24 protein-coding genes, 1 other RNA gene and 2 other annotated features are annotated in these 26,483 nt (G+C 37.5%); of the genes, 3 read left to right on the plus strand and 22 right to left on the minus strand.

Annotated elements, in window-relative coordinates; genetic code table 11:
• Positions 1-59: 59 nt before the first annotated feature.
• The 11 genes from alaS to MKX67_RS16265 all read right to left on the minus strand — a co-directional run bounded on the left by alaS (position 60) and on the right by MKX67_RS16265 (position 12,074).
• On the minus strand, positions 60-2,693 hold the full coding sequence (alaS, locus tag MKX67_RS16215; protein WP_322909616.1) for an alanine--tRNA ligase: 2,634 nt from the start codon (positions 2,691-2,693) through the stop codon (positions 60-62).
• Between the two features lie 54 nt (positions 2,694-2,747).
• Positions 2,748-2,954 (minus strand) — a binding site (T-box leader).
• 89 nt (positions 2,955-3,043) lie between these two features.
• The gene (locus MKX67_RS16220) at positions 3,044-4,120 is read right to left on the minus strand and encodes an AI-2E family transporter (protein ID WP_342488457.1); all 1,077 of its coding nucleotides are present in this window, start codon (positions 4,118-4,120) and stop codon (positions 3,044-3,046) included.
• A gap of 146 nt (positions 4,121-4,266) precedes the next feature.
• The gene (locus tag MKX67_RS16225; protein ID WP_095372467.1) at positions 4,267-4,398 is read right to left on the minus strand and encodes a DUF3918 family protein; all 132 of its coding nucleotides are present in this window, start codon (positions 4,396-4,398) and stop codon (positions 4,267-4,269) included.
• Positions 4,399-4,423: 25 nt separating this feature from the next.
• On the minus strand, positions 4,424-4,615 hold the full coding sequence (locus MKX67_RS16230) for a hypothetical protein (RefSeq protein WP_342489282.1): 192 nt from the start codon (positions 4,613-4,615) through the stop codon (positions 4,424-4,426).
• A gap of 19 nt (positions 4,616-4,634) precedes the next feature.
• Complete coding sequence (locus MKX67_RS16235) at positions 4,635-5,105, minus strand: PRC-barrel domain-containing protein (RefSeq protein ID WP_341096849.1); 471 nt, start codon at positions 5,103-5,105, stop codon at positions 4,635-4,637.
• A gap of 131 nt (positions 5,106-5,236) precedes the next feature.
• Entirely contained in the window at positions 5,237-7,636 is a 2,400-nt protein-coding gene (locus MKX67_RS16240; RefSeq protein WP_341096855.1) for an ATP-dependent RecD-like DNA helicase, read from the minus strand.
• A gap of 42 nt (positions 7,637-7,678) precedes the next feature.
• Complete coding sequence (locus tag MKX67_RS16245) at positions 7,679-8,332, minus strand: tetratricopeptide repeat protein (RefSeq protein ID WP_095372464.1); 654 nt, start codon at positions 8,330-8,332, stop codon at positions 7,679-7,681.
• Positions 8,333-8,630: 298 nt separating this feature from the next.
• Positions 8,631-9,746, minus strand: a complete 1,116-nt coding sequence (mnmA, locus tag MKX67_RS16250; protein ID WP_095372463.1) for a tRNA 2-thiouridine(34) synthase MnmA — start codon at positions 9,744-9,746, stop codon at positions 8,631-8,633.
• Between the two features lie 29 nt (positions 9,747-9,775).
• Positions 9,776-10,918 (minus strand): cysteine desulfurase family protein, encoded by a 1,143-nt coding sequence (locus MKX67_RS16255; protein WP_095372462.1) that lies wholly within the window; start codon positions 10,916-10,918, stop codon positions 9,776-9,778.
• 24 nt (positions 10,919-10,942) lie between these two features.
• On the minus strand, positions 10,943-11,362 hold the full coding sequence (locus MKX67_RS16260) for an Rrf2 family transcriptional regulator (protein ID WP_095372461.1): 420 nt from the start codon (positions 11,360-11,362) through the stop codon (positions 10,943-10,945).
• Positions 11,363-11,414: 52 nt separating this feature from the next.
• Positions 11,415-12,074, minus strand: a complete 660-nt coding sequence (locus MKX67_RS16265; protein ID WP_307312797.1) for a YitT family protein — start codon at positions 12,072-12,074, stop codon at positions 11,415-11,417.
• A 238-nt stretch (positions 12,075-12,312) separates the two neighbouring features.
• Between MKX67_RS16265 and MKX67_RS16270 the strand changes: the two genes are divergently transcribed.
• Positions 12,313-13,578: a replication-associated recombination protein A gene (locus MKX67_RS16270; protein ID WP_095372459.1), complete on the plus strand. Its 1,266-nt coding sequence runs from the start codon at positions 12,313-12,315 to the stop codon at positions 13,576-13,578.
• Positions 13,579-13,757: 179 nt separating this feature from the next.
• On the opposite strand, the gene MKX67_RS16275 is transcribed toward MKX67_RS16270, so the two are convergent.
• The 6 genes from MKX67_RS16275 to MKX67_RS16300 all read right to left on the minus strand — a co-directional run bounded on the left by MKX67_RS16275 (position 13,758) and on the right by MKX67_RS16300 (position 18,321).
• Positions 13,758-14,507, minus strand: a complete 750-nt coding sequence (locus tag MKX67_RS16275; RefSeq protein ID WP_342488459.1) for a polysaccharide deacetylase family protein — start codon at positions 14,505-14,507, stop codon at positions 13,758-13,760.
• A gap of 82 nt (positions 14,508-14,589) precedes the next feature.
• The gene (locus MKX67_RS16280) at positions 14,590-15,546 is read right to left on the minus strand and encodes an ABC transporter permease (RefSeq protein WP_095372457.1); all 957 of its coding nucleotides are present in this window, start codon (positions 15,544-15,546) and stop codon (positions 14,590-14,592) included.
• A 3-nt stretch (positions 15,547-15,549) separates the two neighbouring features.
• Complete coding sequence (locus MKX67_RS16285) at positions 15,550-16,470, minus strand: ABC transporter ATP-binding protein (RefSeq protein ID WP_307312792.1); 921 nt, start codon at positions 16,468-16,470, stop codon at positions 15,550-15,552.
• A gap of 9 nt (positions 16,471-16,479) precedes the next feature.
• Positions 16,480-17,175 (minus strand): ABC transporter ATP-binding protein, encoded by a 696-nt coding sequence (locus MKX67_RS16290; RefSeq protein WP_095372455.1) that lies wholly within the window; start codon positions 17,173-17,175, stop codon positions 16,480-16,482.
• Positions 17,165-17,539 (minus strand): GntR family transcriptional regulator, encoded by a 375-nt coding sequence (locus MKX67_RS16295; RefSeq protein ID WP_095372454.1) that lies wholly within the window; start codon positions 17,537-17,539, stop codon positions 17,165-17,167. Before MKX67_RS16295 ends, MKX67_RS16290 begins: the two co-directional genes overlap by 11 nt.
• 2 nt (positions 17,540-17,541) lie before the next feature.
• Entirely contained in the window at positions 17,542-18,321 is a 780-nt protein-coding gene (locus MKX67_RS16300) for a hypothetical protein (protein WP_307312789.1), read from the minus strand.
• A gap of 130 nt (positions 18,322-18,451) precedes the next feature.
• On the opposite strand from MKX67_RS16300, the gene MKX67_RS16305 reads away from it, so the two are divergent.
• Positions 18,452-18,847: an SANT/Myb-like DNA-binding domain-containing protein gene (locus MKX67_RS16305; RefSeq protein ID WP_095372452.1), complete on the plus strand. Its 396-nt coding sequence runs from the start codon at positions 18,452-18,454 to the stop codon at positions 18,845-18,847.
• A gap of 45 nt (positions 18,848-18,892) precedes the next feature.
• On the opposite strand, the gene MKX67_RS16310 is transcribed toward MKX67_RS16305, so the two are convergent.
• The 5 genes from MKX67_RS16310 to MKX67_RS16330 form a co-directional block, all read right to left on the minus strand.
• Positions 18,893-19,663 (minus strand): tRNA threonylcarbamoyladenosine dehydratase, encoded by a 771-nt coding sequence (locus MKX67_RS16310; protein ID WP_307312786.1) that lies wholly within the window; start codon positions 19,661-19,663, stop codon positions 18,893-18,895.
• Positions 19,664-20,506: 843 nt separating this feature from the next.
• Positions 20,507-20,695: non-coding RNA, 6S RNA (gene ssrS, locus MKX67_RS16315), on the minus strand.
• A gap of 81 nt (positions 20,696-20,776) precedes the next feature.
• The gene (aspS, locus tag MKX67_RS16320; RefSeq protein WP_342488460.1) at positions 20,777-22,552 is read right to left on the minus strand and encodes an aspartate--tRNA ligase; all 1,776 of its coding nucleotides are present in this window, start codon (positions 22,550-22,552) and stop codon (positions 20,777-20,779) included.
• Positions 22,553-22,564: 12 nt separating this feature from the next.
• Positions 22,565-23,839 carry a histidine--tRNA ligase gene (gene hisS, locus MKX67_RS16325; RefSeq protein ID WP_095372447.1) on the minus strand — a complete coding sequence of 425 codons (1,275 nt, stop codon included), beginning with the start codon at positions 23,837-23,839 and terminating at the stop codon, positions 22,565-22,567.
• A gap of 66 nt (positions 23,840-23,905) precedes the next feature.
• Positions 23,906-24,142 (minus strand) — a binding site (T-box leader).
• A gap of 98 nt (positions 24,143-24,240) precedes the next feature.
• Positions 24,241-24,417 (minus strand): hypothetical protein, encoded by a 177-nt coding sequence (locus tag MKX67_RS16330; protein ID WP_180316944.1) that lies wholly within the window; start codon positions 24,415-24,417, stop codon positions 24,241-24,243.
• Between the two features lie 282 nt (positions 24,418-24,699).
• Between MKX67_RS16330 and MKX67_RS16335 the strand changes: the two genes are divergently transcribed.
• On the plus strand, positions 24,700-26,466 hold the full coding sequence (locus tag MKX67_RS16335) for an SH3 domain-containing protein (RefSeq protein WP_341056599.1): 1,767 nt from the start codon (positions 24,700-24,702) through the stop codon (positions 26,464-26,466).
• The last annotated feature ends 17 nt before the right edge of the window (positions 26,467-26,483 follow it).

A 26,483-nucleotide genomic window follows, 5' to 3' on the forward strand; every position in this document is an offset into this window, starting at 1 on the left:
CCTCTTCTTTTTATGATTCGCTTTTGTTTACCTACATTTTACACTAAACTATTCGGGAATCAAACGGATTTTACCCATTCCTCTACAAATTGTAACGCTCCCTCTAATTTTGCTGGGTCTTTTCCACCAGCTTGCGCCATATCTGGACGTCCACCGCCACCGCCTCCACAGCGAGTAGCCACTTCCTTAATTAATTTACCCGCATGATAGCCACTTTTAATCAAATCATCTGTCACACCGGCAATTAAATTCACTTTTCCTTCATTCGCACTACCTAGTACAACCACTGCTGAAGCAAGCTTTTGTTTTAATTCATCTGCCATATTACGCAAGTGGTTCATGTCTGTCGCCTGAACTTTTGCAGCTAATACTTTTACACCGTTCACTTCTTTCACTTGGTCAATCAAGCTTCCAGCTTCAATATTACCCAATTTAGTTGCTAATGATTCATTTTCTCTTTGTAATTGCTTGATCTCTGCATGTAAGCTGTCAATTTTTACTGGTACATCTTTTATATTTGATTTTAATTTAGCTCCAGCCTCTTTTAATACAGAGATTTGCTCTGTCATCATCTTATAAGCACCTTCACCTGTGACTGCTTCTATTCTTCTTGTGCCTGCACCAATCCCGCTTTCAGATTGGATTTTGAACAAACCAATGACTGCAGTATTTGCCACATGACAGCCACCACAAAGTTCTAATGAATAATCACCGATTTGAACAACTCGTACAATTTTCCCATACTTTTCTCCAAATAAAGCCATTGCTCCCATTGCTTTTGCTTCTTCAATATCTTTCAGGTCAATTTGCACATTTAAGCTATTCCAAATTTTCTCGTTAACAATGGCTTCGATTTTCTCTAACTCATCTCCTGTTACTTGTCCAAAGTGAGAAAAGTCAAATCTTAGTCGATCTGGTTCAACGAGAGAACCTGCTTGATTTACATGCGTACCTAATACATCTTTCAATGCTTGATGAAGAAGATGTGTCGCAGTATGATTTTTTACGATTTTATTACGATTAAAATAATCTACAGATGCTTTAACCGATGAATGAGCTTTTAATTCTCCTTCTGTGACAACTGCACGATGGAGGTTTTGTCCATTTGGAGCTTTTTGCACATCTTTTATTTCAACCCTCACGCCACTTGCTGTTAGAGTTCCCTTATCAGCGATTTGCCCACCACTTTCAGCATAGAAAGGAGTAGCTGTCAATATTAATTGAACCTCTTCGCCTTGACCAGCTTGGTCTACTAGCTCGCCACCACTTACAATTGCAGCTACTTCAGTATCAATCGTCAATTGTTCATACCCAACAAACCTACTGTCTACCGTAATTTCACCTAGGACACTATCCTGGACTTGCATACTATCTATATCTTGACGAGCAGCTCGAGCGCGATCACGCTGATTTTCCATCTCTTTTTCAAAGCCATCATGGTCGATGCTCATCCCTTCTTCTTCTGCGTACTCCTCTGTTAATTCAACGGGGAAACCATACGTATCATAAAGACGGAAAACATCTTTTCCATCGATTACAGTATGTCCATTAGCTTTTTCTTTTTTCATTACTTCTGAAAGAATAGCTAAACCCTCGTGTAACGTTTCATGGAAGCGTTCTTCTTCGTTTTTAATGACTTTTTGAATAAAAGCCGTTTTTTCTTTTACTTGTGGATAATAATCAACCATTATTTCTGCAACCACTGGTACTAACTCAAACATGAACGGACGATGAATATTGATTTGTTTCGCATAACGAACCGCGCGACGTAATAATCGTCTAAGAACATATCCTCTACCTTCATTTGATGGAAGAGCACCATCACCAATTGCAAATGCTACTGTACGAATGTGGTCAGCAATCACTTTAAATGCGACATCTTGTTCCGCAGTTTTTCCATATTTCTCAGCAGAAATATCTTCTGTTCCTTTAATGATTGGCATAAATAGATCTGTGTCAAAATTCGTCTTTACATTTTGCACAACTGAAGCCATACGCTCTAAGCCCATGCCCGTATCAATATTTTTCTTTGGTAGTGGAGTATATGTTCCATCTGGATTATGGTTAAACTCAGAAAATACAAGGTTCCATACTTCCAAGTAACGTTCGTTCTCTCCCCCAGGATAGAGCTCAGGATCATTTAAATCGTTACCATACTCTTCTCCCCTATCATAGAAAATTTCTGTGTTCGGTCCACTTGGTCCTTCACCAATATCCCAGAAATTCCCTTCCAAACGAATAATTCGTTCTTCTGGTACACCTACTTTTTCTCTCCATAATTTGTACGCTTCATCGTCCTCAGGGTGGATTGTCACAGATAATTTGTCTTCTTCAAAACCAATCCATTTTGGACTCGTCAAGAATTCCCAAGCATATAGAATCGCTTCTTCTTTAAAGTAGTCACCGATAGAAAAATTCCCAAGCATTTCAAAGAATGTATGGTGACGTGCTGTCTTCCCAACATTTTCAATATCATTGGTACGTATTGATTTTTGTGCATTAACGATCCTTGGATTTTCGGGAATCACTCGACCATCAAAATATTTCTTCAATGTAGCTACACCACTATTAATCCATAGTAGTGACGGATCTTCATGTGGTACTAAAGAAGCACTCGGTTCCACTGCGTGACCTTTTTCTTTAAAAAAATCTAAAAACATTTGTCTAATTTCTGCACCAGTTAAATGTTTCATAAAAAAACCTCCTAAAAAATTTATGTAACCATAAAAAAAAGCCCTCATCCCCAATACAGGGACGAGAACTTAAGCTCGCGGTACCACCCTGATTGTGAAAGAAAACTCTCACCTCTCAAAGCACCTTAACGCGGTGAACGGCAGTAGTTAACTGCACTCCGGATTAGCTTTCTGTTATCCTTCATCGAGAAATTCTCTCAGCCATGGAATTTCCTCTCTTTCGAATGGACTATAACATACTTCTTCCATCAACATCTTACATTATTTAAATAGATATAGTCGAATTATAGCTAGATTTTTGCTCTTTTGTCAATATCAATGTCTAACAGTATCAACAAATTCAGCTGAAACTATACCTTATCTGCCCTATGTCGGTTCATTAATAGTTTACGTGCATGTATAAGACTAATTTTTAGGATTGCCAAAATCGGAACAGCCATAATTAAACCAATGATACCGCCAGCTTCTCCACCAGCTAGTAATGAAAGCATAATAATGAGGGGGTGCATATGTAAGCTTTTCCCTACAATTAAAGGAGATAATATATTCCCTTCCACAAATTGCAATACAACTATAATAATTAATGTGATAATCACCATTTTGACTGACAGGGTCGCTGCAATAATCACCGCTGGGACTGCACCAATAATTGGACCAAAATACGGAATAATATTGGTTATTGCAATGATAAAACCAAGCAACAATGGATACTTCATACCGAACACCCAAAATAAAGTAGCTGAAATCACCCCGATTACTAAACATACAAGGAGCTGCCCACGAATATAACCTCCGAGTGACTTATCAACATCTCTTATAAACAAAACAGCTTCTTTTCTCCATCTTCTTGGCGTTAAGTACCAGACTGCTTTTTTTACATCCGTATAATCTTTTAAAAGGTAAAAGGAGATAAATGGGATAATAGCGATGATTAAAGCATAATTAAGAATCTCAAGCAATATATTAATTGCCTTTGTTAATAATTTATCTAATGCTGCTTCAATATTGTTAATCCCATCCTCTACACGTAATTGTAATGTTTCTGGCCATTCAGATGTGCGTTCTTGAATCAAAGCAATAAAAGAGCGATATTGCTCGGCAAACTCTGGCGCATGATCAACTAAATCATTTAGTTGATGAATAAAAGCCGGAATCCCTTTATACAATCCGTAGCCAACACCACCAAAAAATAATAAATAAATTCCTAAAGCTGCTAATCCTCTGTGCATACCCGTTTGATGTAACTTTTCAACCATAGGGTGTAAGAGATAAGTAAAAAATGCCCCAAGTAAAAACGGAATCAGCACAACAAGCAGTAATTTTAAAAGAGGGAGCCATAATTCTTTTAATTGAAAAAAGATATAAAGTAAAATGAGAACAAGCAAAACAAAGCCTAAACGGTACAACCATTTCATACGAACGTCCATGCACTACGCCTCCCTTTACTATCTTGAGAAGAGAGCATATGAATTATACATACAAGTTAAACAAGGGACGGAATGGATTCATTTATTAACATAGCACAGGTACGAAAAAACGTCCCCAATCTATTTGATTGAGGACGCGAAAACATTTAAAACATTTTCATTACTTTTCTTTGTATTTTTTTCATATCTCTTTTTGAGACGATGTTATTTTTCTGCATATAGCTATATGCGGCTACACCTGCGCCTATGACAGCTGCTGAGGTTAACATTTTATTCATCATATGACACCTCTCATAAGAATTTTTATGAAGAAAAACGACGCCCTTCTTCATCAAATAAGTCATCTAAAGAACTTAAAGACCCATCTTCTTCCACTTGGTGAGTATGAATAATTCCTTTAGACAATGAGAGTTCGATAAAGCAATTCCAACAGTAATATTGATTTATGCCAATCTTACCGACATCTTTGCTTTGACAATTAGGACATTGAAGCATCATGGAAAGGACACCTACCTTATTCTACATTTACAATAATGGCATCCTTTCCAATCGCTGGTGCGCAACTAGCTTTAACTACTTTCTTTCCTTCAAGTACATCAGAAAAGAAGCCATCTGATAGTTCATACCCTACGATTGTGCCCAATTCTTCATTGAAATATACATCTTGAAGAAGTCCTAAGCGATCGCCCTCTCTTGTCATCATCATTCGGCCAGCCAGACGATTTTCACTAGCAATTGTAAAATCACTATGCTTTGGTATAGCTGTTAATACATCACAACTCTCAATCATCACACCATCCCAACCAAATGAGTACACATCTTTAATATCTAGAAAAAAGGATTTACGAATAAATGAGTGGTTCTTCACCCATAGTCCCTTCACTAATCCTTCGGGTGAGATGAAGAGATCATTCACTTCACCTATTGTCCTACCGTTATTCAACACGATTACCGACAAGCCTCTTAATAAGGAAAATGTTCGCAAAAGTTACTCCCACCTTCTTTGAACATTGTTATTTTGTTCAAAGATGGTGCGAGTCATTCTTTTTCCAGGTTGGCAATTTGTTTTATGTATATAGGTAAAAAAATAAGATGAGAAAAATCTCTCATCTTAGTCTAATCAGCCTCTAAAAAATCATAAGGTGTGATATTTTCCATTCCTATCAACGGGTCGACTTTCATCAAATAATCTTCATATGTTAATGATTCATCTACAGCTTCAATGGTCTCTCCTTCGAAGATTTCATCTTTTAACTTCAATCGTAAGTTAGATCGCCTCGATTGATCATCCAATCGTTGTATACCCATTTTTAACGCTTCTTCATCACCGCATAATATAAGGAACTGCTTGCTTCGTGTAATGGCAGTATATAATAAATTCCTCCGTAACATCCGGTAATAACTTTTAACGACCGGAAGAATAACAATCGGAAACTCACTGCCCTGTGACTTATGAACGGAACAACAATAGGCATGAGTGATTTGATTTAAATCCTGTTTTGTATACGTTGCTTCCACTCCGTCAAAAGAAACAATAACCATATCTTGTTTCTCTGTGTTCTCTTTTGCATAAAATATGGAAATAATTTCACCCATATCACCGTTATAAACGTGGTTTTCAGGTTGATTGACTAATTGCAACACCTTGTCTCCAATGCGATAGACAACATCACCAAAAGCAATTTCCTTTCTACTACCATCTTCATTAGGGTTGAAAATTTCTTGGATCATTTTATTAAGGCGATCAATACCTGCAGGACCACGATACATCGGTGCAAGTACTTGAATATCCTTTGCTAAATACCCCTTTTTCTTTGCATTTCGCACTACTTGCCCGATAACCGTGCCAATTTGACCTGGTTGGCATTGAAAAAAGGAACGGTCTTTTTGTTGCTGAGTAATATTTTGCGGCAATCTTCCCTTTTTCATTTCATGTGCTAACTCAATAATTGACGAGCCTTCCGATTGCCTATAAATATCTGTCAACATAACCGAAGGGATACGTTCAGAAAGTAATAAATCTCTTAATACTTGACCTGGGCCCACAGATGGTAATTGATCTTCATCACCAACAAGTATGACTTGCATTTCTTCAGGGATCGCTTTAAAAAGTTGATTGGCTAGCCATATATCAACCATGGAAGTTTCATCAACAATAAGAATTTTCCCTTCAAGCGGGTTTTCTTCATGATGGTCAAAACCCTCACTTCCATTCCAACCAAGCAATCTGTGAATCGTCACAGCTGGTAATCCTGTAGATTCTGCCATTCTTTTCGCCGCTCTTCCAGTAGGTGCAGCTAATAAGAAAGGAAAAGGCTCTTCTTTTTTATAGTCTTTCGGATTTAAACTACAGCCATGTAATTCACCATACAATTCAACAATTCCTTGAATAACCGTTGTTTTGCCCGTACCTGGACCACCAGTTAAGATCATCATTGGCGACATTAACGCTTTTTGAATGGCATCTTTTTGAGATGGCGCATACTGTACCGAAAGTCGCTCTTCTAATTGTCCCAAAGCAAGGAGGAATTCCGATTCAGGAAACTGTTCATTAAATTCCGTTTGATTGAGTATACGTTTGATATTTGTAACGATTCCCTTTTCAGAAAAGAAAAGAGAAGGTAAATATAACTGCTGTCCTTCTGCAATCACTTTTCTCTCTTCTCCGAGCTTTAAGATTGCTTCACTAATCGCCTCGTAAGGGATTACCTCAGTCGCTTTTTCCTCTAATAGTTTTTTGACAGCAGGGAGTAATTCTTCTGCTTCAGCATATACGTGACCTGCCTGTGCACTTTCACTATCAAGCACATACAAACATGCTGCTTTAATACGGTCAGGATGACTACCTGACATTCCCACTTGTTGTCCAATCTCATCTGCCCGATGGAAGCCAATCCCTTCAATATCCTCTACGAGTTGATAAGGTTTTTTTTGCAAAATATCTATTGCTTGATCTTTATATGTTTGAAAAATCTTCATAGATAGTTGTGGACCAAAACCAAGTTGATTGAGGTGAATCATGACTTGTTCAATTCCTTGATTCTCCACAAGTGTGTCGTATAAAACTTTCGCTTTTTCACTTGCTAATTTTGGTATCCCATCTAATAATGAAGGATTATTTAAAATGCTATTGATCGCATTTTCTCCAAGCTCGTCCACGATACTTTGTGCCGTTTTCTTACCAATTCCTTTAAAGAGGTCACCTGATAAATAATTAACGACACCTTCTTTTGTTTGAGGCATTTCTTTCTTGTACTGCTCTACATGGAATTGCAACCCAAACTTTGGATGTTCCTTCCATTCCCCTATAAATGTATAGGTCTCCTCTTCATGGATTTTCGGTATGTAGCCAGTAATGACCGCTTCTTTCTCTTCATATTGTGCATTTGTCTCTAGCACCCGAATACGTAAAACCGTATAAAGATTACTCTCATTATGGAAAATAGTCACAAGATGCTTGCCCTTTACATACGTTTTTTGTTCAGCAAATAAATCTAAAGAATTCTGCTCATCCATCCCATATGCTCCTTCCTTTTTAAGCGCATCTTGTTTTTTATCTTATGCTTGTTTTTCAATCATTTTCTTACCGTAGCCGGCAAGCATATGATCCGGTTGTATATCCAATGCACGATTAAAATGAGCGAGTGCCTTTTGCACGTCTTCTTTAAAACCATAAGCGACACCGAGATTATAATGAGCATCTGCATGTTCCTCATCTAATTCAATACATTGTTGTAGTTGCTTAATGGCTTCATCTATTAATTCTAATTGCGCTAAGCAAAGACCATATTGAAACGCCGCTTCTGCATCCTGTGGATTTAATTCAGTTGCACGTTGCAAGTATGGTAATGCTAATTTCCCTTGCTCTAATTGCATAAGGGAAATACCTAACATAAAATAATTGTCTCCATGGTCGATTCCTTTTTGCATCGCTTGTTCAAACATATTTTTAGCCTCGTCAAATTGTTCTTTTTCAAAAAGTAAATTTCCGACACTATAATAAGCAACACCCGCGTTTTCATCAAGTTCAATTGCTTTTAGAAAAAACTTCAATGCTCGTTCTCCGTCGCCAACGGCTGATAAAACATTACCAAAATTGATATAAGAAACCGCATCCTCAGGGTTTTCATCAATGGCTTCCATAAAAATCTTAGCTGCTTCTTCCCATTTACCTTCTTGCATATATTGAATACCTTGTTGGTTTTTATCCATTATTTATCGACTCCATTTCTATCTCTTTACTCTTCGAAATAGTATAGCATATATTTCGTTATGACTTCATTCACAGGCTAAACGTTCAGGCATAATTTGTTTAGGTTTTTAGAATTGAACATAATATAGTTGGTACACGGCTTGATTTTCCAGCTTCTCCAAAGAATGAGAGGAGAAAAGTTAACTTCGATGATTTGCGGCATTTGTGCGTATCCATTCTAGACTCAGTAACTTGTTGAAGATTTATCATAAAAACGTGGGAAAAATAAAAAACCAGGCAATCAATTTGCCTGATTTTTTATCCTACATATGTGAGTTGATTACTATTAATATATACTTCATCAATTGTTGCTCCGCCTAAGCATTCGTCACCGTTATAAAAAACAACTGATTGGCCAGGGGTAATCGCTCTACTTAGCTCATGAAACTTCACTCGAACTTTATTGTCCGCTAAGCGTTCCACCGTTACATTATTGTCTGTCTGACGATATCTAAATTTAGCTGTACATTCAAATGTTTGTGGCATTTCTTTTTCAGATACCCAACTTACATTCACAGCTACAAGGGAATCGGAATATAATTTTTCATGGTGAAAGCCTTGTCCTACATAAAGAACATTCCTTTTCAAGTCCTTACCAATCGCAAACCAAGGCTCACCTGCGCCACCGATCCCTAAACCATGTCTTTGACCAATTGTATAATACATTAAACCATCATGCTTACCGACTACTTTACCATCAAATGTCTCCATATTACCTGGTTGAGCTGGTAAGTAGTTACCTAGGAATTCTTTAAAGTTTCTTTCACCAATAAAACAAATACCTGTACTATCCTTCTTAGTAGCTGTTGCTAAATTTGCTTTTGCCGCAATTTCCCTTACCTCTGACTTTTTAATATTGCCGATTGGGAACATTACTTTTTTTAATTGATCTTGCGAAAGCTGATTAAGGAAATACGTTTGATCTTTGTTTTCATCAAGGCCACGAAGCATTTTTACTTCGCCGTCTCTTTCTTCTACACGCGCATAATGACCAGTTGCTAAATAATCAGCACCTAAATGCATCGCATGTTCTAGAAACGCTTTAAATTTTATTTCCTTATTGCACATGACATCGGGGTTCGGTGTTCTACCTGCTTTATATTCTTCAAGAAAGTAGGTGAACACTTTATCCCAATATTGCTTCTCAAAGTTGACAGCATAGTATGGAATACCGATTTGATTACATACGCGGATTACATCTTCATAGTCTTCCGTCGCTGTACATACACCGTTTTCATCGGTGTCATCCCAGTTTTTCATAAAAATGCCGATGACATCATAGCCTTGTTCTTTGAGAAGGAGTGCAGCTACCGATGAATCAACGCCACCGGACATCCCAACAACAACTCGCGTATCTTTTGGCGCTTTTGTCATTGTCTTCACCTCTCTTTGCTATACTTTATTTATGCCTGAAATCGTTGCACGATTTTACTTACTTCTTTTCCAGCTACACCTGCTTGTTCTAATGTATTACCATAGCCAAAGCTGAACCTTATAGAGTTAGCTAACCGCTCATCTCCTTTACCAAACATCGCGACCAGTACATGCGATGGGTCTATAGATCCTGCTGTACATGCAGAACCACTAGATGCGGCAATCCCTACCAAATCCAAATTAACAAGCATAGCTTCCACATTTGTTCCTGGAAAGCTTAAGTTTAATACATGAGGAAGTGTTTCAGCAAGCGAACTGTTTTGCTTAAACTTTATTCCATTTTCTATCAATGTTTGCAAGAACATTTCTCTTAATTGTTGAAAGTGCGTACTTTTAGCCCCTCTATTTTGTTGACTTACTTTCACTGCTTCTAAAAAACCAGCAATGGCAGGTACGTTTTCCGTTCCAGCTCTACGCTTTCTTTCTTGCTCGCCCCCAAACAATCTTGAAGGAAGGGAAATGTCTTTCCGGCAATATAGAAATCCAATACCTTTTGGACCATTTATTTTGTGAGCTGAAACAGAAAGTAAGTCAATATTTGCTTCATTCACATCTATAGGCAATAGGCCATAAGCTTGTACCGCATCTGTATGAAAGACTGCTTGATGATTAACGAGCAGTTTACCTATCTCAGCGATGGGCTGAATGGTACCAACTTCATTATTCGCATACATGATGGTAACTAAAATTGTATCATCTCGTAACGCTTTCTTAACAGTGTCTACCTCAATGACCCCTTCATTGTTGACTGGTAAATATGTTACTTCAAATCCTTCTCTTTCAAGCTCTTCGCACGCATGTAGTACTGCATGATGTTCAATTTCTGAAGTGATGATATGCTTACCTTTATTTTGATTCGCTCGAGCTACTCCAAAAATAGCATGATTATCGGATTCGGTTCCACCACTTGTGAAAATAATCTCGTTTGCAATAGCTCCAATACTTGATGCCATTACTTCTCTTGCCCGATCAAGTACTTGTCTTGCTTCTCTACCAAAAGAATGAATGCTTGATGGATTTCCGTAATCCTCTTGCATCATTCGCATCATTACTTCAATTACTTGAGGATGCATCGGACTTGTTGCCGCATGATCCAAATAAATTCTTTCCACTTTTTTCACCTTCTTGCCAATCTGTTAAATATAAAACATATAAGCATCGGATTCACCATTATCTTTATGGTTTGCTAAATCCTCAATCGTTGTATTATCCAATACCTCTTTCACTGCGTCACGTATACGCATCCATAATTCTCTTTTAGCTGGTTCTTCATTTTCTATCCCTTCAACTGGACTAATCGGACCCTCTAATACGCGAATAATATCGCCTGAAGTGATCTTTGATGGCTCATCTCCAAGTATATATCCGCCATAAGCTCCTCTTATACTTTTCACAAAACCAGCATTTCTTAAAGGAGCAATTAATTGTTCTAAATAGTGTTCTGATAAATCATTTGCTTGTGCAATTGTTTTTAATGAAACGGGACCTTCCCCATATTTCTTAGCGAGTTCTATCATAATCGTTAATCCGTAACGACCTTTTGTCGATATTTTCATTCCCGACACCTCTATTCATCTTTATTCTCTCTATAAATTCCATCGTTACCTGTTATGAGGCAATCGATACTTTTCTTTCCTTCATTCGTGCAAGTAACTTATTCGTAAATCGTTGACATTGTGGTAATGCTGCACCGACTATTGGACCAGTAGCCAAGCTTAAAACGATTGTCCCCCAAAAAACAGGACCGCCAAGCTGCCAACCGATAACTAACACAATAATTTCCATACTTGACCTTATATAGGCAACTTTCCAACCTGTTCGATTCATTAATGCCATCATTAAACTATCCCGTGGCCCAGTACCTAAACGAGCTGATATATACAAGCCCATACCATAACAATTAATTAAAAGACCACAAGCAAACATAATGAACTTTCCCCAAATCGTTTCAGGAGTGGTCATAAACGGTAATAATAAATACAAATCAATAAAGATTCCAATAAGAATCATATTAAGATAAGCACCTGCTTTTGGCATCTCTTTACCAATGATTGCCGCAATGGCAAGTACAAGAATACCAACAATAATAGACCAGGTGCCAATTGATAACCCTAATTGATAATACAAACCTACATGCAATACGTCCCAAGGTGTTGCGCCTAAATCTGCAACAATAAGGAGTACAATTCCTAAACTCATTACTAATAAACCGAGTAAATAGATAATAAACCTCGGTCCTGTTTGCCCTATTTTATTATTATTGATCATTTGACAAGCCCTCACAGGATAGATTATTTTTAATCTTTTTTCTTACGCCCTCCATTAAATGGTAGAATACTCTTTAATAAGTAGTTGGATAGGTTAAAAACATTTTTCTTCACAACATATAAATAGACCTTGCTATTATAGCACATTTGCAAGCGTTAATCATTTTAGCTATTTTAATTTTATGATATGTTATCAAAAGGAACAGGATAAGCCTCTTATCTAATTAGGAGTGATATAGTTGAGTATCAAACCGTTAGCTTTTCGAATGAGACCAAGAACAATCAATGAAATTATTGGTCAACAACACCTCGTGGGAGAAGGTAAAATTATTCATAGAATGGTAAAAGCGAAACAACTATCATCGATGATATTATACGGACCACCAGGAATTGGAAAAACCTCTATTGCTAGTGCAATAGCTGGTAGTACTAAATTCGCTTTTCGCACTTTAAACGCAGTGACAAATAATAAAAAAGATATGGAAGTCGTAGCAGCCGAAGCAAAGATGTCAGGTAAGGTTATTTTATTATTAGATGAGGTTCATCGCTTAGATAAAGCAAAACAGGATTTTCTTTTACCTTATTTAGAAAATGGCATGATTACCTTAATAGGTGCTACTACTAGCAATCCTTATCATGCAATTAACCCCGCCATCAGAAGTCGATGTCAAATTTTCGAACTAAAGCCATTAGAAGTGGAAGAGATTAAAACGGCATTAAAAGTAGCTATTGCTGATGAAGATAGAGGGCTGGGTAATAAGACAATAGACATAGAAGATGAGGCATTAACTCACTTTGCAACTGCATCTGGAGGCGATGTTCGTAGTTCGCTAAATGCGCTTGAATTGGCAGTGCTTTCAACTGAACCAGATGACTCAGGTACTATCCTCATTACACTTTCAGCTGCCGAAGAATGCATGCAAAAAAAGAGTATGGCACATGACAAAGATGGTGATGCACATTACGATGTTTTATCTGGATTCCAAAAATCCATTCGTGGAAGTGACGTGAATGCCTCCCTTCATTATTTAGGCAGATTAATTGAGGCAGGAGATATGGTTAGTATTACAAGAAGACTATTGGTTATCGCTTATGAAGATATCGGACTTGCCTCCCCCCAAGCTGGACAAAGAACATTATCAGCCATTGAATCAGCAGAGCGGTTAGGTTTCCCTGAAGCAAGAATTCCGTTAGCTAATGCAGTGATTGAGCTATGCCTCTCACCGAAATCTAATTCAGCTATTATGGCGATTGACCGGGCTTTATCAGATATACGTGCAGGCATTAGCGGTGAAGTTCCAGATCACCTAAAAGACGCCCATTATAAAGGGGCGAAAGAATTAGGTAGAGGCATTGACTATCAATACCCGCATGATTATGAAAATGGATGGGTAAAGCAACAATACTTGCCTAATAACATTAAGCAGAAAACTTATTATGAGCCAAAAACGAACGGTAAATTTGAACAAGCTCTTTCCAATGTTTACAAACGGCTACAACAGTAAGATTCTGGCTAAAAAAGATAGTAAATCCACTCAGTTCTAAATGTTTGAGTGGATTTTCCTCATTTGTTAACAATAAAATACTTGGCAATGCCTTATCTATCTCTTGTCACTCTGATAAGTAACGCAGAACATATCTTTTCATCACCACTTATTTCCACTCAAAAAAAAGAGAAAACGTGTTATTTTGCATCGAAGATAGTTGTTGGAATCTCTTGTGAAAGTAAAATAAGCTCGGACACAGTTACCCCTTTAAATTCAATATTTTTCATTGTTTTCAAGATTTCCTCTAGTGCAAACACTGTCTGTGAACGATCACCACCAGCATCATGTAAAACAATTATATCTCCAGGTTTCATCGCAGTAGATACGTGATGAAAAATAGGATAAACACCAGGGTTCATCCAATCTTTAGGATCTTGATGCCAAGACCACATCGTTACTAAATAACCTTGTTTTGTAGCTGTATTCATAATAGTATCATTGTATATCCCTGCAACTGGTCGATATAACGTCATTGATTTAGAAGTAATGGCTTTCACAACCTCCTCTGTCTTTATAAGTTCTTCTGTCAATTTACCTTCTTTAATTAAAACATCATATCCGTGGTTATACGTATGATTAGCAATTTCATGACCTTCTTTATTTATACGCTGTATCACCTCAGGGAAATCCTTTGCTTTTTTCCCCACGACAAAGAAAGTCGCCTTTACTTGATATTTTTTTAATAAATCTAAGATTTGCGGCGTGTATACAGGATCTGGTCCATCATCAAATGTAAGTGCTACATAATTTCCTTTCATTTGGCAAAAATCCCAAATGGCTAGGCCCAATTGTTCATATTCATCTCTTTCCTTAATCGAAGCCTCGCTAATACGAAATGGTATAAATAAAATCATTATAAAGACGAGAAAAAACCACTTTATTCTCATGACCCCACACTCCTTCAATGATTATTGTGACCATTTCACCCATAAAAATAAGCTGCCGGAAATTTCCAGCAGCTTCTAGATTTTATCCAGCTATATCTCTTTTCTTAAATATGATAAATGCAATGATTTGGAATATCAGAAAATAAACAATCAACATGATAACGGAAAAAGTTAACGTCATTCCTGGTAACATCGGTGTTCCTTCAAAGTACTGAAACAGATCGGTATTAGCAAATAAACTATATTTCGCCCAATCATACTTCATCGCAATGAGGTGAGTAATTTGCCCACCAGCAAACATAAGGAAAATAGATAAACCAATTGCTAATGAACTACTTCTGAATGCTGATGAAATCATAAAGGCCATCGTTGCTAGCATAATGTTTTGGATGGATGATAAACTATACACATTGATTAAATGCAAAATCATTGACTGTTCTTTTACTACTCCATCTTGATATAAGAGATACGGTTCACTACCACCTAAACCAAATAGAACGAGGCCTAATATGCCAGAGAACATGAAAAGTAAAAAGAGCAAACTGAAACCAAATAACAGCACAGTTATGTACTTGGAGAGAAGAATTTTACTTCTAGTAATTGGGCGAATGAGTAGCAGTTTAATCGTTCCCCAATTAAATTCACTTGCTACAATCCCTCCAGCAATAATAATCATAAACAAACCGGCAAAATCTATTAGCGAAGACATATCAGATATAAAACTCAGTGCCTCGTAATCTCCATTTGGTGATATATTGTTTTCGATGCGATACTCATTAATGGCAATGATCTTTTCATAGCTTTCTTTTACATCCTCTGGAAGCATATCTCCGGAATTCTCCAGCTCCTTCTCATAGGAGTCTATCTCCATTTGTAACCCTTTTTGCCATTGCTCATTTGGAGGGACTGATCCTTGTACATCTTGGTATTTCATAAAAGCACCTGCTACAGCAACGATAAAAAGAAGAATGCCAATCATTACATAAGTGCCACTTCGTTTAAAGATTTTCACCCATTCGTTTCTAATTAATGAGAACATCGCTTATTCCGCCTCCTTCTGTAGTGTTGTCACTTCAAGAAAGCGGTCTTCCAACGTTTTCGTCGTTTCTTGAATACGATATATATTAATTCCATCATGAACCCACTCTTTCACCAATAAAGGGATATCCTCTTTTTGTGCTCGCAGCATAAGCGTATTTCCCTTCACTTCTGCTTGCTGTTGTGGAATTAATCTATTGACAGCAAACATTGCTTCTGTTGGATGATCGACGTCAATTTCATATTCCTTTGCTCCTCCTTCTACTTGCTCATGGACAGACTGAATCGTAATTAATTTACCTTTTTGAATAATACCGACTCGATCACACATCATTTCCATTTCTGATAGTAGATGACTAGATACAATGACTGCCATTCCTCTTTCTCTTGCTAACTTCCTTACATGGTCACGGATTTCACGAATACCAGCGGGGTCTAATCCATTTGTTGGTTCATCCAGAATTAACACTTTAGGGTCATGTAACAAACATTGAGCTAACCCTAGTCGTTGCCGCATACCTAAAGAATAAGTCTTCACCTTATCATGTATTCTCTCAGTCAAACCAACAAACTCTACTGTCTCCATAATTTTTTCTTTTGTAATTCCCTCTGCCATTTTTGCGTAATGGAGGAGATTTTGATATCCACTCATAAATTTATACATTTCTGGATTTTCAACAATCGCTCCTACATGTTGGATTGCCTTCTCAAAGTTTGTTTGCACACTATTGTCAAGAATTTTAATATCACCTTCACTAATGCCAATTAAGCCAACAATCATCCGAATAGTGGTTGTTTTACCCGCACCATTAGGGCCTAGAAACCCAAAAACCTCTCCTTCCATTACTTCAAAATTTAAGGAATCAATAATTTTTCTCTTTTTAATGATCTTTGTTACATTTTCAATTTTAACTACTGCTTTCATTTCTTTCCCTCACCCCTTATATGTTTCTTTCATCCATTCTTTGATAGACAGCCCTTTTTCTTCTCTTATTGTTTCTACATGATACTGACCAAGAAATTTCCCATCTTCTATCATAATCAATTCGTCAAGGACTGTTTCAACTTCTTCTATTTCATGTGTGGCCATTAGCACTGTTTGTTTCTCAAAATCAATAAAGCTTAATAATCCTTGAACCAACGAATCCCGAACCATTGGATCTAATCCAGAAAATGGTTCATCTAAAAGTAGAATAGGTGCTCTTCTAGCAAGAGCCAATACTAACTTTAACCGTCCACGGTTTCCTTTCGATAATGACCTAATTTTTACTGAATCATTTAAGTTCATAAATTGAAGTAGTTCCATTGCTTTATCTTGTTCAAAATCAGCAAATTGGCTCTCATAAAAATTCAGCATATCTCTAACCGTAAAAGAAGGATAAAAACTGTCTGCCTCTGTTAAATAGATGACTTTGGACGCAATTCTTCTATTAGCAGGCTCTCCTAATACATTGACTTCACCACTTGAAGGATAAGTTAGACCAGAGATGAGTTTCAATATGGTGGATTTTCCACTTCCATTCGGTCCCACTAGGCCGATGATTTTCCCAGGGCGTATTGTAAAGCTGATATCTTTCAAAACCTGATTAAAGCCATATTTCTTATTCACCTTATGAAACTCAATCATCATGATCCTCCTTCAGGAATTGAGATAGCCCTTGTTTCATTTCCTCATTAGAAAAGCCTAACTCTCGCAAATTATTTACATAGGATTGGATGATCTGCTTTTGCATATCTCTTTTTAAGTTCATTAACTTGGCTGTATCTTCTGTTACAAATGTTCCTTGCCCACGCTTCGCCAAGGCGACTTCCATCCTTTCTAGCTCTTGATACGTTCTTTGAATTGTATTTGGATTCACCCCAAATGTAAGTGCCATCTCACGAACAGAGGGTAATTTTTCCCCTGGAGCTAACTCTTTTCTCACAATCTGTTGACAAACCCGTTCCATGATTTGGAGATATATCGGCTGTGATGAATGAAACTCTTTCGCCATTATTACACCTCAACCTTCTTTTCGAGCAACCAAGTCGAGGTAATGAATAACAGACTAGCTGTAACGAGGTATAAAAGGATTTCTACAATGGAGATTGTACTATCAGCCATATTGAATGTGAACCCGTCTGATTGAACAAAAAAGTTGAAATGCAGCCAATCTACATTTAAATCAAGCTCACTCATATGGACTAATTGTTTGTACCAATCGCTTTCACCTATTAAACCAGAAATGAACATTTGCACAACTACTATGATAAATAAAGATACTGAGCGCACCCTTCCTAAGATTGGTACATTTTTTAAGCTATAGTAAACGAACCAATAAAAACAGAACCATAAACCAAAATAGAAAGACAAACAAGTGATAAATAATAATAAGTAAAGCGGAAGAACAACTGGTATGTTGTCATAGAATGAGACATTAGGATTATAATAATAGCTCCCTATAGCTAAGAAAATGGTAATGACTATCGACATTACAAAATAAATACTAATGGCCACTAGCTTACTACTCAATAAATAAGAACCCCGATTTGGGTTATGCAACCACCCTTGCGTCTTTGTCTCTAAATTTAAGGAATACAAAATAAAAATAGGGTAAAACAGAATATGCGCAAAAAATAAGAAGAACAGAAAAGCAGGTAAAATATTACCTTCCTTAAAATAATGAGTCAATGTTAAGCCTATTAAAACGGCAAAGAACACGGTTAAAATTACGCCATAAAAGTGAGATTTCATTATCTTTAATTCTTTTACGAGCAAGCCACGAAAAGGATTCATTTTTTCCTCCTTTTTACATCTAGTGTATTAGTTAAATAGTACACCGGTACTTTGTTTCCGTCAAGCCTAATGTATGATTCTTTTTTTAAGGTAGAGGATAATAATAAATGTTTTGATAAGGAGGCTTTCGATGACACATGCATCTTGGCAAGAATCCGACGATCAACTATTAGAAGAATTGGTTAATGAGTATAGCCAAAATGGTGATTCTAAAGCAGATGCCTTTCGCATGGCAGCAAAAAAATTAGGTAGAACAGAATCAGCCTGTCAAACTAGGTATCACAATATGAAGAAGACTAAAGAAGACGCTACGAGCTTATCTATACAGAAAGTGATTGAATACTTAAAAACAACCCCTGACCTTTTATTATTATCTGAGAACAAGGCACTTTTACTGGAAAATGAGCAATTAGAGGAAAGAAATAAAGAACTTAATCAAAAATGGGAAGAAACTAGCCATCAATTAGAAAACGAGCTTTCACTTTACGAAGGACTAATGTCTGTTATGAAAGAATATCGCAAATAAATGAAGAAAAGCTTGTAGTAACAATAACTACAAGCTTTTTTTCATTTATTTACTTTCGTCATTTACACGACTAATAGGAATGTCGGCTAATAATTCCTTAACAACATAACTTGCCATAATAAGTCCTGATACAGATGGCACAAATGCATTAGAAGACGGCGGCATTTTCGCCTTACGGATTTTTGCATCATCTTTCCCAACGGTTTTTCTCACATCTTCACGAATAACGATTGGACTTTCATCAGAGAAAACGACGGGTATACCTTTACGAATGCCTTCCTTTCGTAAACGAGTACGAATTACCTTAGCAATTGGGTCAGTATGCGTTTTAGAAATATCAGCGATTTGGAATCTTGTCGGATCCATCTTATTAGCTGCACCCATACTAGAAATAATCGGTATATCTCTTTTCAAGCACTCTTTCATTAAGTGGATCTTATAAGAAATCGTGTCTGAAGCATCAATGACAAAGTCAAGGTTATAACTAAAGAAATCTTCATATGTTTCTTCTGTATAAAACATTTTCAAAGCAATGACTTCACATTCTGGATTAATATCCATAATTCTCTCTTTCATTACTTCTACTTTTTGTCTACCGACAGTAGAAAGCAACGCAATAATTTGTCTATTGACATTGGTAATATCCACATCATCTTTATCAACAAGCACAAGTCTGCCCACACCTGAACGAGCAAGGGCCTCAGCTGCAAATGTCCCCACTCCCCCGATACCTAATACAGCCACTGTACTATTTTTCATTGTCTCTAAACCATCTTTACCAATGGCAAGCTCATTTCGCGAAAACTGATGTAACATGCTATTTCAACTCCATTCCATATCTATCCTACAAATAATCATACCCGTAAAAAAATATATCATACTTTCCGTTAAATACAAGTAAATCACTGGGATTTCTCATTCCTTCTTTTGAAAAAGGTGAACAGATTTTTATGGGCATATGATCTCTTTTGACCTTCCTGTTTTGGTACATATTTGTTGAGTTTTTTAAACCCTAAAAATAATGAAGTCATACGCATGCCAGGTTCTTTCTGAGGGACTTGCTCATTCATTTTGCGAAGCGCTCATACGCCAGCTTCCTGCTGAGGGACTTGCTAATACATTTTGCGAAGCGCTCTCGCCCGGGGTTCTTTCTGAAGGAGTTGCTCATCCATTTTGCGAAGCGCTCATAGGCCGGATTCATTCTGAGGGACTTACTAATCCATTTTGTGCAGCGCTCACGCCTGGGATTCATTCTGAAGGACTTGCTATTCCATTTTGCGAAGCGCTCACGCCCGGAGTTCTTTCTGAGGGACCTGCTCATCCACTTTGCGAAGCGCTCACACACCAGAGTTCCTTCTGAGGGACCTGCTCATCCACTTTGCGAAGCGCTCACACACCAGAGTTCCTTCTGAGGGACCTGCTCATCCACTTTGCGAAGCGCTCACACACCAGAGCTCCTTCTGAGGGACCTGCTCATCCATTTTGCGAAGCGCTCATACGCCAGATTCCTTCTGAGGGACCTGCTCATCCATTTTGTGAAGCGCTCCCACACCGGGTTGTTTCTAACTTGCAAAACCCTTAAGTAAGTACACTATTATTCGACCACAGATAAAAAAACCTGATAACTATGATCAGGTTTTACATACAATTATAAATTGAAAGAGTCCCAATTATGCCGTCGTTATTGGTCCTTCATTTTGAACCCGCACTTAGCAGGTGGGTGTCCTGCTTCTCGCATCTGTAAGTCCTCTAGAAATGAGGCATTTACGCTTACGTAGAAAACTCCGGACTCCCGAAGGTAATATGTTCGGTCAAAATTAGGGTAGACGACGTACACATCAGGACTCTTTATGATTGAAGTAATCTTATCATAGCTAAGATATGAATTCAAGAAGTGACATATAGTTCAAAAATCACTTTTTTTACCAATTAATCATGATTCTTTACATTCAAAGCGAGATGAAGATCATTTAATTGTGCTTCACTTACTTCCCCAGGTGCATCTGTTAAAACGCAACTTGCACTAGCTGTTTTAGGGAAAGCAATTGTATCTCTTAGGTTCGTTCTACCAGCAAGTAACATTACTAGACGATCAAGTCCTAGCGCAATCCCTCCATGTGGCGGAGTACCATAGTCAAATGCTTCAAGTAGGAAACCAAATTGCTCGACAGCTTCCTCTTTAGAAAAACCAAGAATTTCAAACATTCGCTCCTGAATATCTCTTTCGAATATACGTAGGGAACCACCGCCAAGTTCATAGCCATTAAGAACTAGGTCATACGCTTGAGCTTTTACTTCTCCAGGCTGATTAGCTAATTTTTCCAAATCTTGTCTTTGTGGCATTGTAAAAGGATGATGTGCTGCATAATAGCGACCATCTTCTTCGTCATACTCAAGTAGCGGCCAATCCGTTACCCATAAGAAGTTAAATTTGCTTTCATCAATTAATTCTAATTGCTTACCTAATTTTAGACGAAGCGCACCTAATGCATCGGCAACTACTGATTTTTTATCCGCAACGAATAGTAATAGGTCGCCAGCTTCTACACCAAGTGCTGACTGAATCGCTGCTTGTTCTTCTTCAGATACAAATTTAGCAATTGGTCCTTTTAAACCTTCTTCTTCTGCTTTTAACCAAGCAAGTCCTTTGGCCCCGTATACCGAAACAAATTCCGTCAAGGCATCAATATCTTTGCGGGAATAGGTGGAAGCAGCGCCTTTGACGTTGATTGCTTTCACTTGTCCACCTGATGATACAGCACCAGCAAATACTTTAAAGCTCGAATCCTTTACGATATCAGATAAATCCGTTAGCTCCATTTCAAAACGTGTATCTGGCTTATCGGAACCGTATCTTGACATAGCTTCATGATAGGTTAAACGAGGGAATGGGATATGAACTTCTTGTCCTTTTACATCCTTCATGATTTTAGCCATCATACTTTCCATCAACTCAATAATATCTTCTTGGCTCATAAAGCTCATTTCAATATCAATTTGCGTAAACTCCGGTTGACGGTCTGCGCGTAAATCTTCATCTCGGAAGCAACGAGCAATTTGATAATAACGGTCTACTCCACTGACCATTAATAATTGTTTAAATATTTGTGGCGATTGTGGTAGCGCGTAAAACTCTCCTGGATGCACACGACTTGGCACTAAATAATCGCGCGCTCCTTCTGGTGTACTCTTCGTTAAGATTGGTGTCTCTACATCGATAAAATCAGCATCATCAAGGAATCCTCTAATAGCTTTTGTTACTTGATGGCGTAGCTTTAATGTATTGGCCATTACTGGTCTTCTTAAATCTAGATAACGATATTTTAAGCGAACATCCTCAGATACTTCAGATTTTTCGTCAATTGTAAATGGAGGTGTTTTCGCCTCATTAAGAATCGTTACTTTTTCCACTCGAATTTCTATTTTACCAGTTGTTAAGCTCTCATTAACCGTCCCTTGTTCCCTTTCAATAACGACGCCTTCAATATCTAACACATATTCGTTACGAATTTTTTCTGCTAATGCTAAAGCTTCTTGTGAAACTTCCGGATTAAAGACAACTTGGACTATGCCTGTTCTGTCACGTAGGTCAATAAAGATAAGACCTCCTAAATCACGACGTTTTTGCACCCAACCCTTTAATGTTACTTTCTCACCTATCGCTTTTTCGGTAATCTCTCCGCAGTAGTACGTTCTTCCAAACATCTATGATTCCTCCTAGTTTCTATATAGCGCAGTAAAGTCTTGGATAAATGAAGCAAGCTCCATTTCCTTTTGTTCCCCACTATCCATTATTTTTAAGTTAATCTTATTGTTTTTTAATTCATCTTCACCAATAACAGCTACATATTTTGCGTTCATTCGATCGGCTGCTTTGAATTGTGCCTTAATTTTACGATCAGAATAATCTCTTTCAGCAGAATATCCTGCATGGCGTAATTTGTGGAGCAAACCGACAGAATAATCTCTCGCCTCTTCACCTAATGCGACGATATAACAATCAATGGATTGATCAATTGGGAGTTCAACATTTTCGGCTTCTAAAGCAGCTAGAAATCTCTCAATACTTAGAGCAAAGCCAATGCCAGGTGCTTCCGGTCCACCGACTTCTTCTGTTAAACCGTTATACCTGCCTCCACCACAAAGAGTTGTTATTGCGCCAAACCCTTCCGCATCACTCATAATCTCAAAGGCAGTATGCGTATAATAGTCTAAACCACGGACTAGATTTGCATCGACTTCAAATTCAATTTCTAAGTCTGTTAAGTACTGTTGTACTTTTTTGAAGTATTGTTTGGATTCGTCATTTAAGTGATCAATAATTGATGGGGCAGTTTTCATCAATGGATGCTCACGATCTTTTTTACAATCGAGAATACGCATAGGGTTTTTCTCTAATCTGCTTTGACAATCTGAACAAAATTCATTAATACTCGGGCTGAAATGAGCAATGAGGGCCTCACGATGTTTTGCCCGGCTCTCCTTATCACCTAAACTGTTGATGACTAGCTTTAACTTTTTCAAACCCATTTCTTTATAAAGCGCCATGGCTAAAGCAATAACTTCTGCGTCAATGGCCGGATCATCGCTGCCTATCGCTTCTACACCAAATTGGACAAACTGGCGGAAACGACCAGCTTGTGGTCTTTCATAACGAAACATTGGTCCCATATAATATAATTTAACAGGCTGATTTGCTTGGCCAAACATTTTATGTTCAACAAATGAGCGTACTGTGGAAGCTGTTCCTTCTGGTCTCAATGTTAAGCTTCTTCCTCCACGATCATCAAATGTGTACATTTCCTTCTGGACGATATCAGTTGTATCTCCCACACTTCGTAAAAACAAATCTGTATGTTCAAATATCGGTGTGCGAATCTCCTGATATTGAAATTTATGACAAAGTTCTCTCGCTTTTTGTTCTATTAATTGCCATTTCTCTACTTGACCAGGAAGTATATCCTGGGTACCCCTTGGTAAACGGATTGACATATATACCAAATCCTCCTCTTTCCTAAAGCTTAAATAAAAAAACTCTCGTCCCTTGTATTTTTCAATACAAGGGACGAGAGTTGAATATCCCGTGGTGCCACCCTAGTTACAGCATAATAATTATACTGTCTCTTTATACAGATAACGCCTGCATACGTTCTTCCCCTAATAAATTTATATTTTTCAGGGAGAAACCTAAGAAGTGTTCTTTCATCAAATCATCATATAGAAATGCTTTCAGCCTATGGCATTTCCTCTCTTTTTATGTGGAGAATGATTACTCTTCTTCATCATTGGTTCAATTTATTTTATCATTTACTGTATTAAAATATCATTTTATCCTTCTTATCATAATAACCATTGTACAAGATGTCAAGTCTCCATATAGAATAGATGGCGATTTACGTTCTAGAAATTTTCTTTTTCAGTTTTCTCACATCTTGTAAGGAAATTCCGAATTCACTCGCAAGTTCAACCATCGTGGCATTCCCCTCAGCTTGAATAAAATCATGAAAGTCAACACCAAATAATTGGTTCTCGCCACTTTGCACATTCATCCCTTTTTCACCATATCTCACAGACAATCATCCTTTTACCATATAGTCTTTTACTCATGTTAGTATGGGCAAATCGAATGATATTTATAAAAATAATAAAGAAATAGACAAAAACCATGCAATTCTCCCGAATGGTTTGAAGTGGTAATTACGTTACAACTTGTTTACAAAACAGGTTGATAAACCGATATTAGAAGGGAAACGGCCACATAAAAAAGAAAGTATATATAACCTCATTTATCTTGACGAGAGAGGAAATATTTGCTTATCTTGATAAATGGCAAACAGGAAGGAGGAACGTGGTTGCAAGGCAAAAAACATCTTTGGATAACCATTTGTATGATTCTAGTGATAGCTCTTCTAATACCCATAAAAGAGGCAGAAGCTGAATCAGCAGGACAAAAGCTTCGAATTGCAACAGATAGTCTTAATGTTCGCACAGGTCCAGGATTAAGTTATGCAAGTCTAGGAATGGCGGCAAGAGACGAGACTTACACAATCCTTGATCAAGAAGGTGATTGGTATCAGATTGATTTTGAATCCGGCCAAAAAGGGTGGGTCGCCAATTGGCTTGTTGTAATGGAAACAGAAAATAAGCAAGAAAAAGAAAAACAAGTAAATAGCGGTAGTGAAAAAACCGTTACCATCAATGCTGATGGTTTAAGAGTTAGAGGTGGTCCTTCAACTGATTATCGCGTTGTTGGCGTTGTCTCAAAAGGAAAAGAATACAAAATCGTCTCCACCGACCAAGATTGGTTCAATATTACGACTGAGTACGGAAATGTATGGGTACACAAAGACTTTGTTCAAGTGAATGGCCAAACCCAAGAAGCAAGCTCTTCATCTAATGAAGAAAAGAAAACGGTGATTAAACAAGGGGTCATTACTGGTAATTCCCTCAACGTTCGTACTAGTCCAGATACAAACAGTAAAGTAATTGGTAAGTTAAATTCAGGTACGTCCGTAGATATTTTATCACAAGAAAATGATTGGACTGAAATCTCATTTCAAGGGACAAATGCATGGATAAGTAGTCAATATATCCAAGCAGGCAAAAACCAAGAAAAAAAGAAAGAAACTAATAATAATGGCACCATCACCGCTAGTTCTTTAAATGTAAGGGAAAAACCATCATTAAACGGGAACATTATCGGTTCAGTTGCTCAAGGTGACAATTTTCGTATTTTAAAGGAAGAAAATAACTGGACAAATATTGAGCTTCCAAATGGGACAAACGGATGGGTTGCTAGCTGGTATGTGAACAAAGATCAAAGTTCCTCAACGGAATCAAAATCGTCTTCATCTGTCAAAAATGTAACGATTCTGCACAATGGCTCCAATATTCGTCAAAGCGCAACGACTAATGCCACCATTGTAGCAAGAGCCAATCAAGGAGATACATTTGAAGTTGTGGGGACAGAAAAAGATTGGTATGAAATTAAATTAGGTGATGGACAAACAGGTTTTATTGCTGGCTGGATTGTTTCTAATGGCAAACAATCTCAACCAACCGACCAATCTTCTTCTACTCCAGGATTAAAAAACAAAGTGATTGTCTTAGATCCTGGCCATGGAGGAAGAGATAATGGTACAACTGGCGCATCCGGTACACTTGAAAAAACAGTAACGATTCGCACTGCTGAAAAATTGGCTGCAAAATTAAAAGCAGCAGGAGCTACTGTAATATTCACAAGACAACAAGATACATATGTTCCTCTCCAGTCACGGGTAAGTATGTCTCATATGAATAAAGCTGATGCATTCATCAGTATTCATTATGATAGCATAAACGATCGAAGTGTAAGAGGCATGACTACTTATTACTATCACGATTATCAACAGCAATTTGCTGCTGATGTCCATCAAGGGATTATGTCGAAGATCGACTTAAATGATAGAGGTTATAGACATGGTGATTATTATGTTATACGTGAAAATAACAGCAAAGCAATATTACTTGAACTAGGTTATTTAAGTAACGCAACAGAGGAAATAAAAGTAACATCTGAACAATACCAAGAAGCTGTTTCGACAGGTATCTTCCAAGGATTACGTACACATTTTCAATAAGAATCTCACACCTGCCT

The organism is Cytobacillus sp. FSL W7-1323 (assembly GCF_038595015.1).
GTDB lineage: Bacteria > Bacillota > Bacilli > Bacillales > Cytobacillaceae > Cytobacillus > Cytobacillus kochii.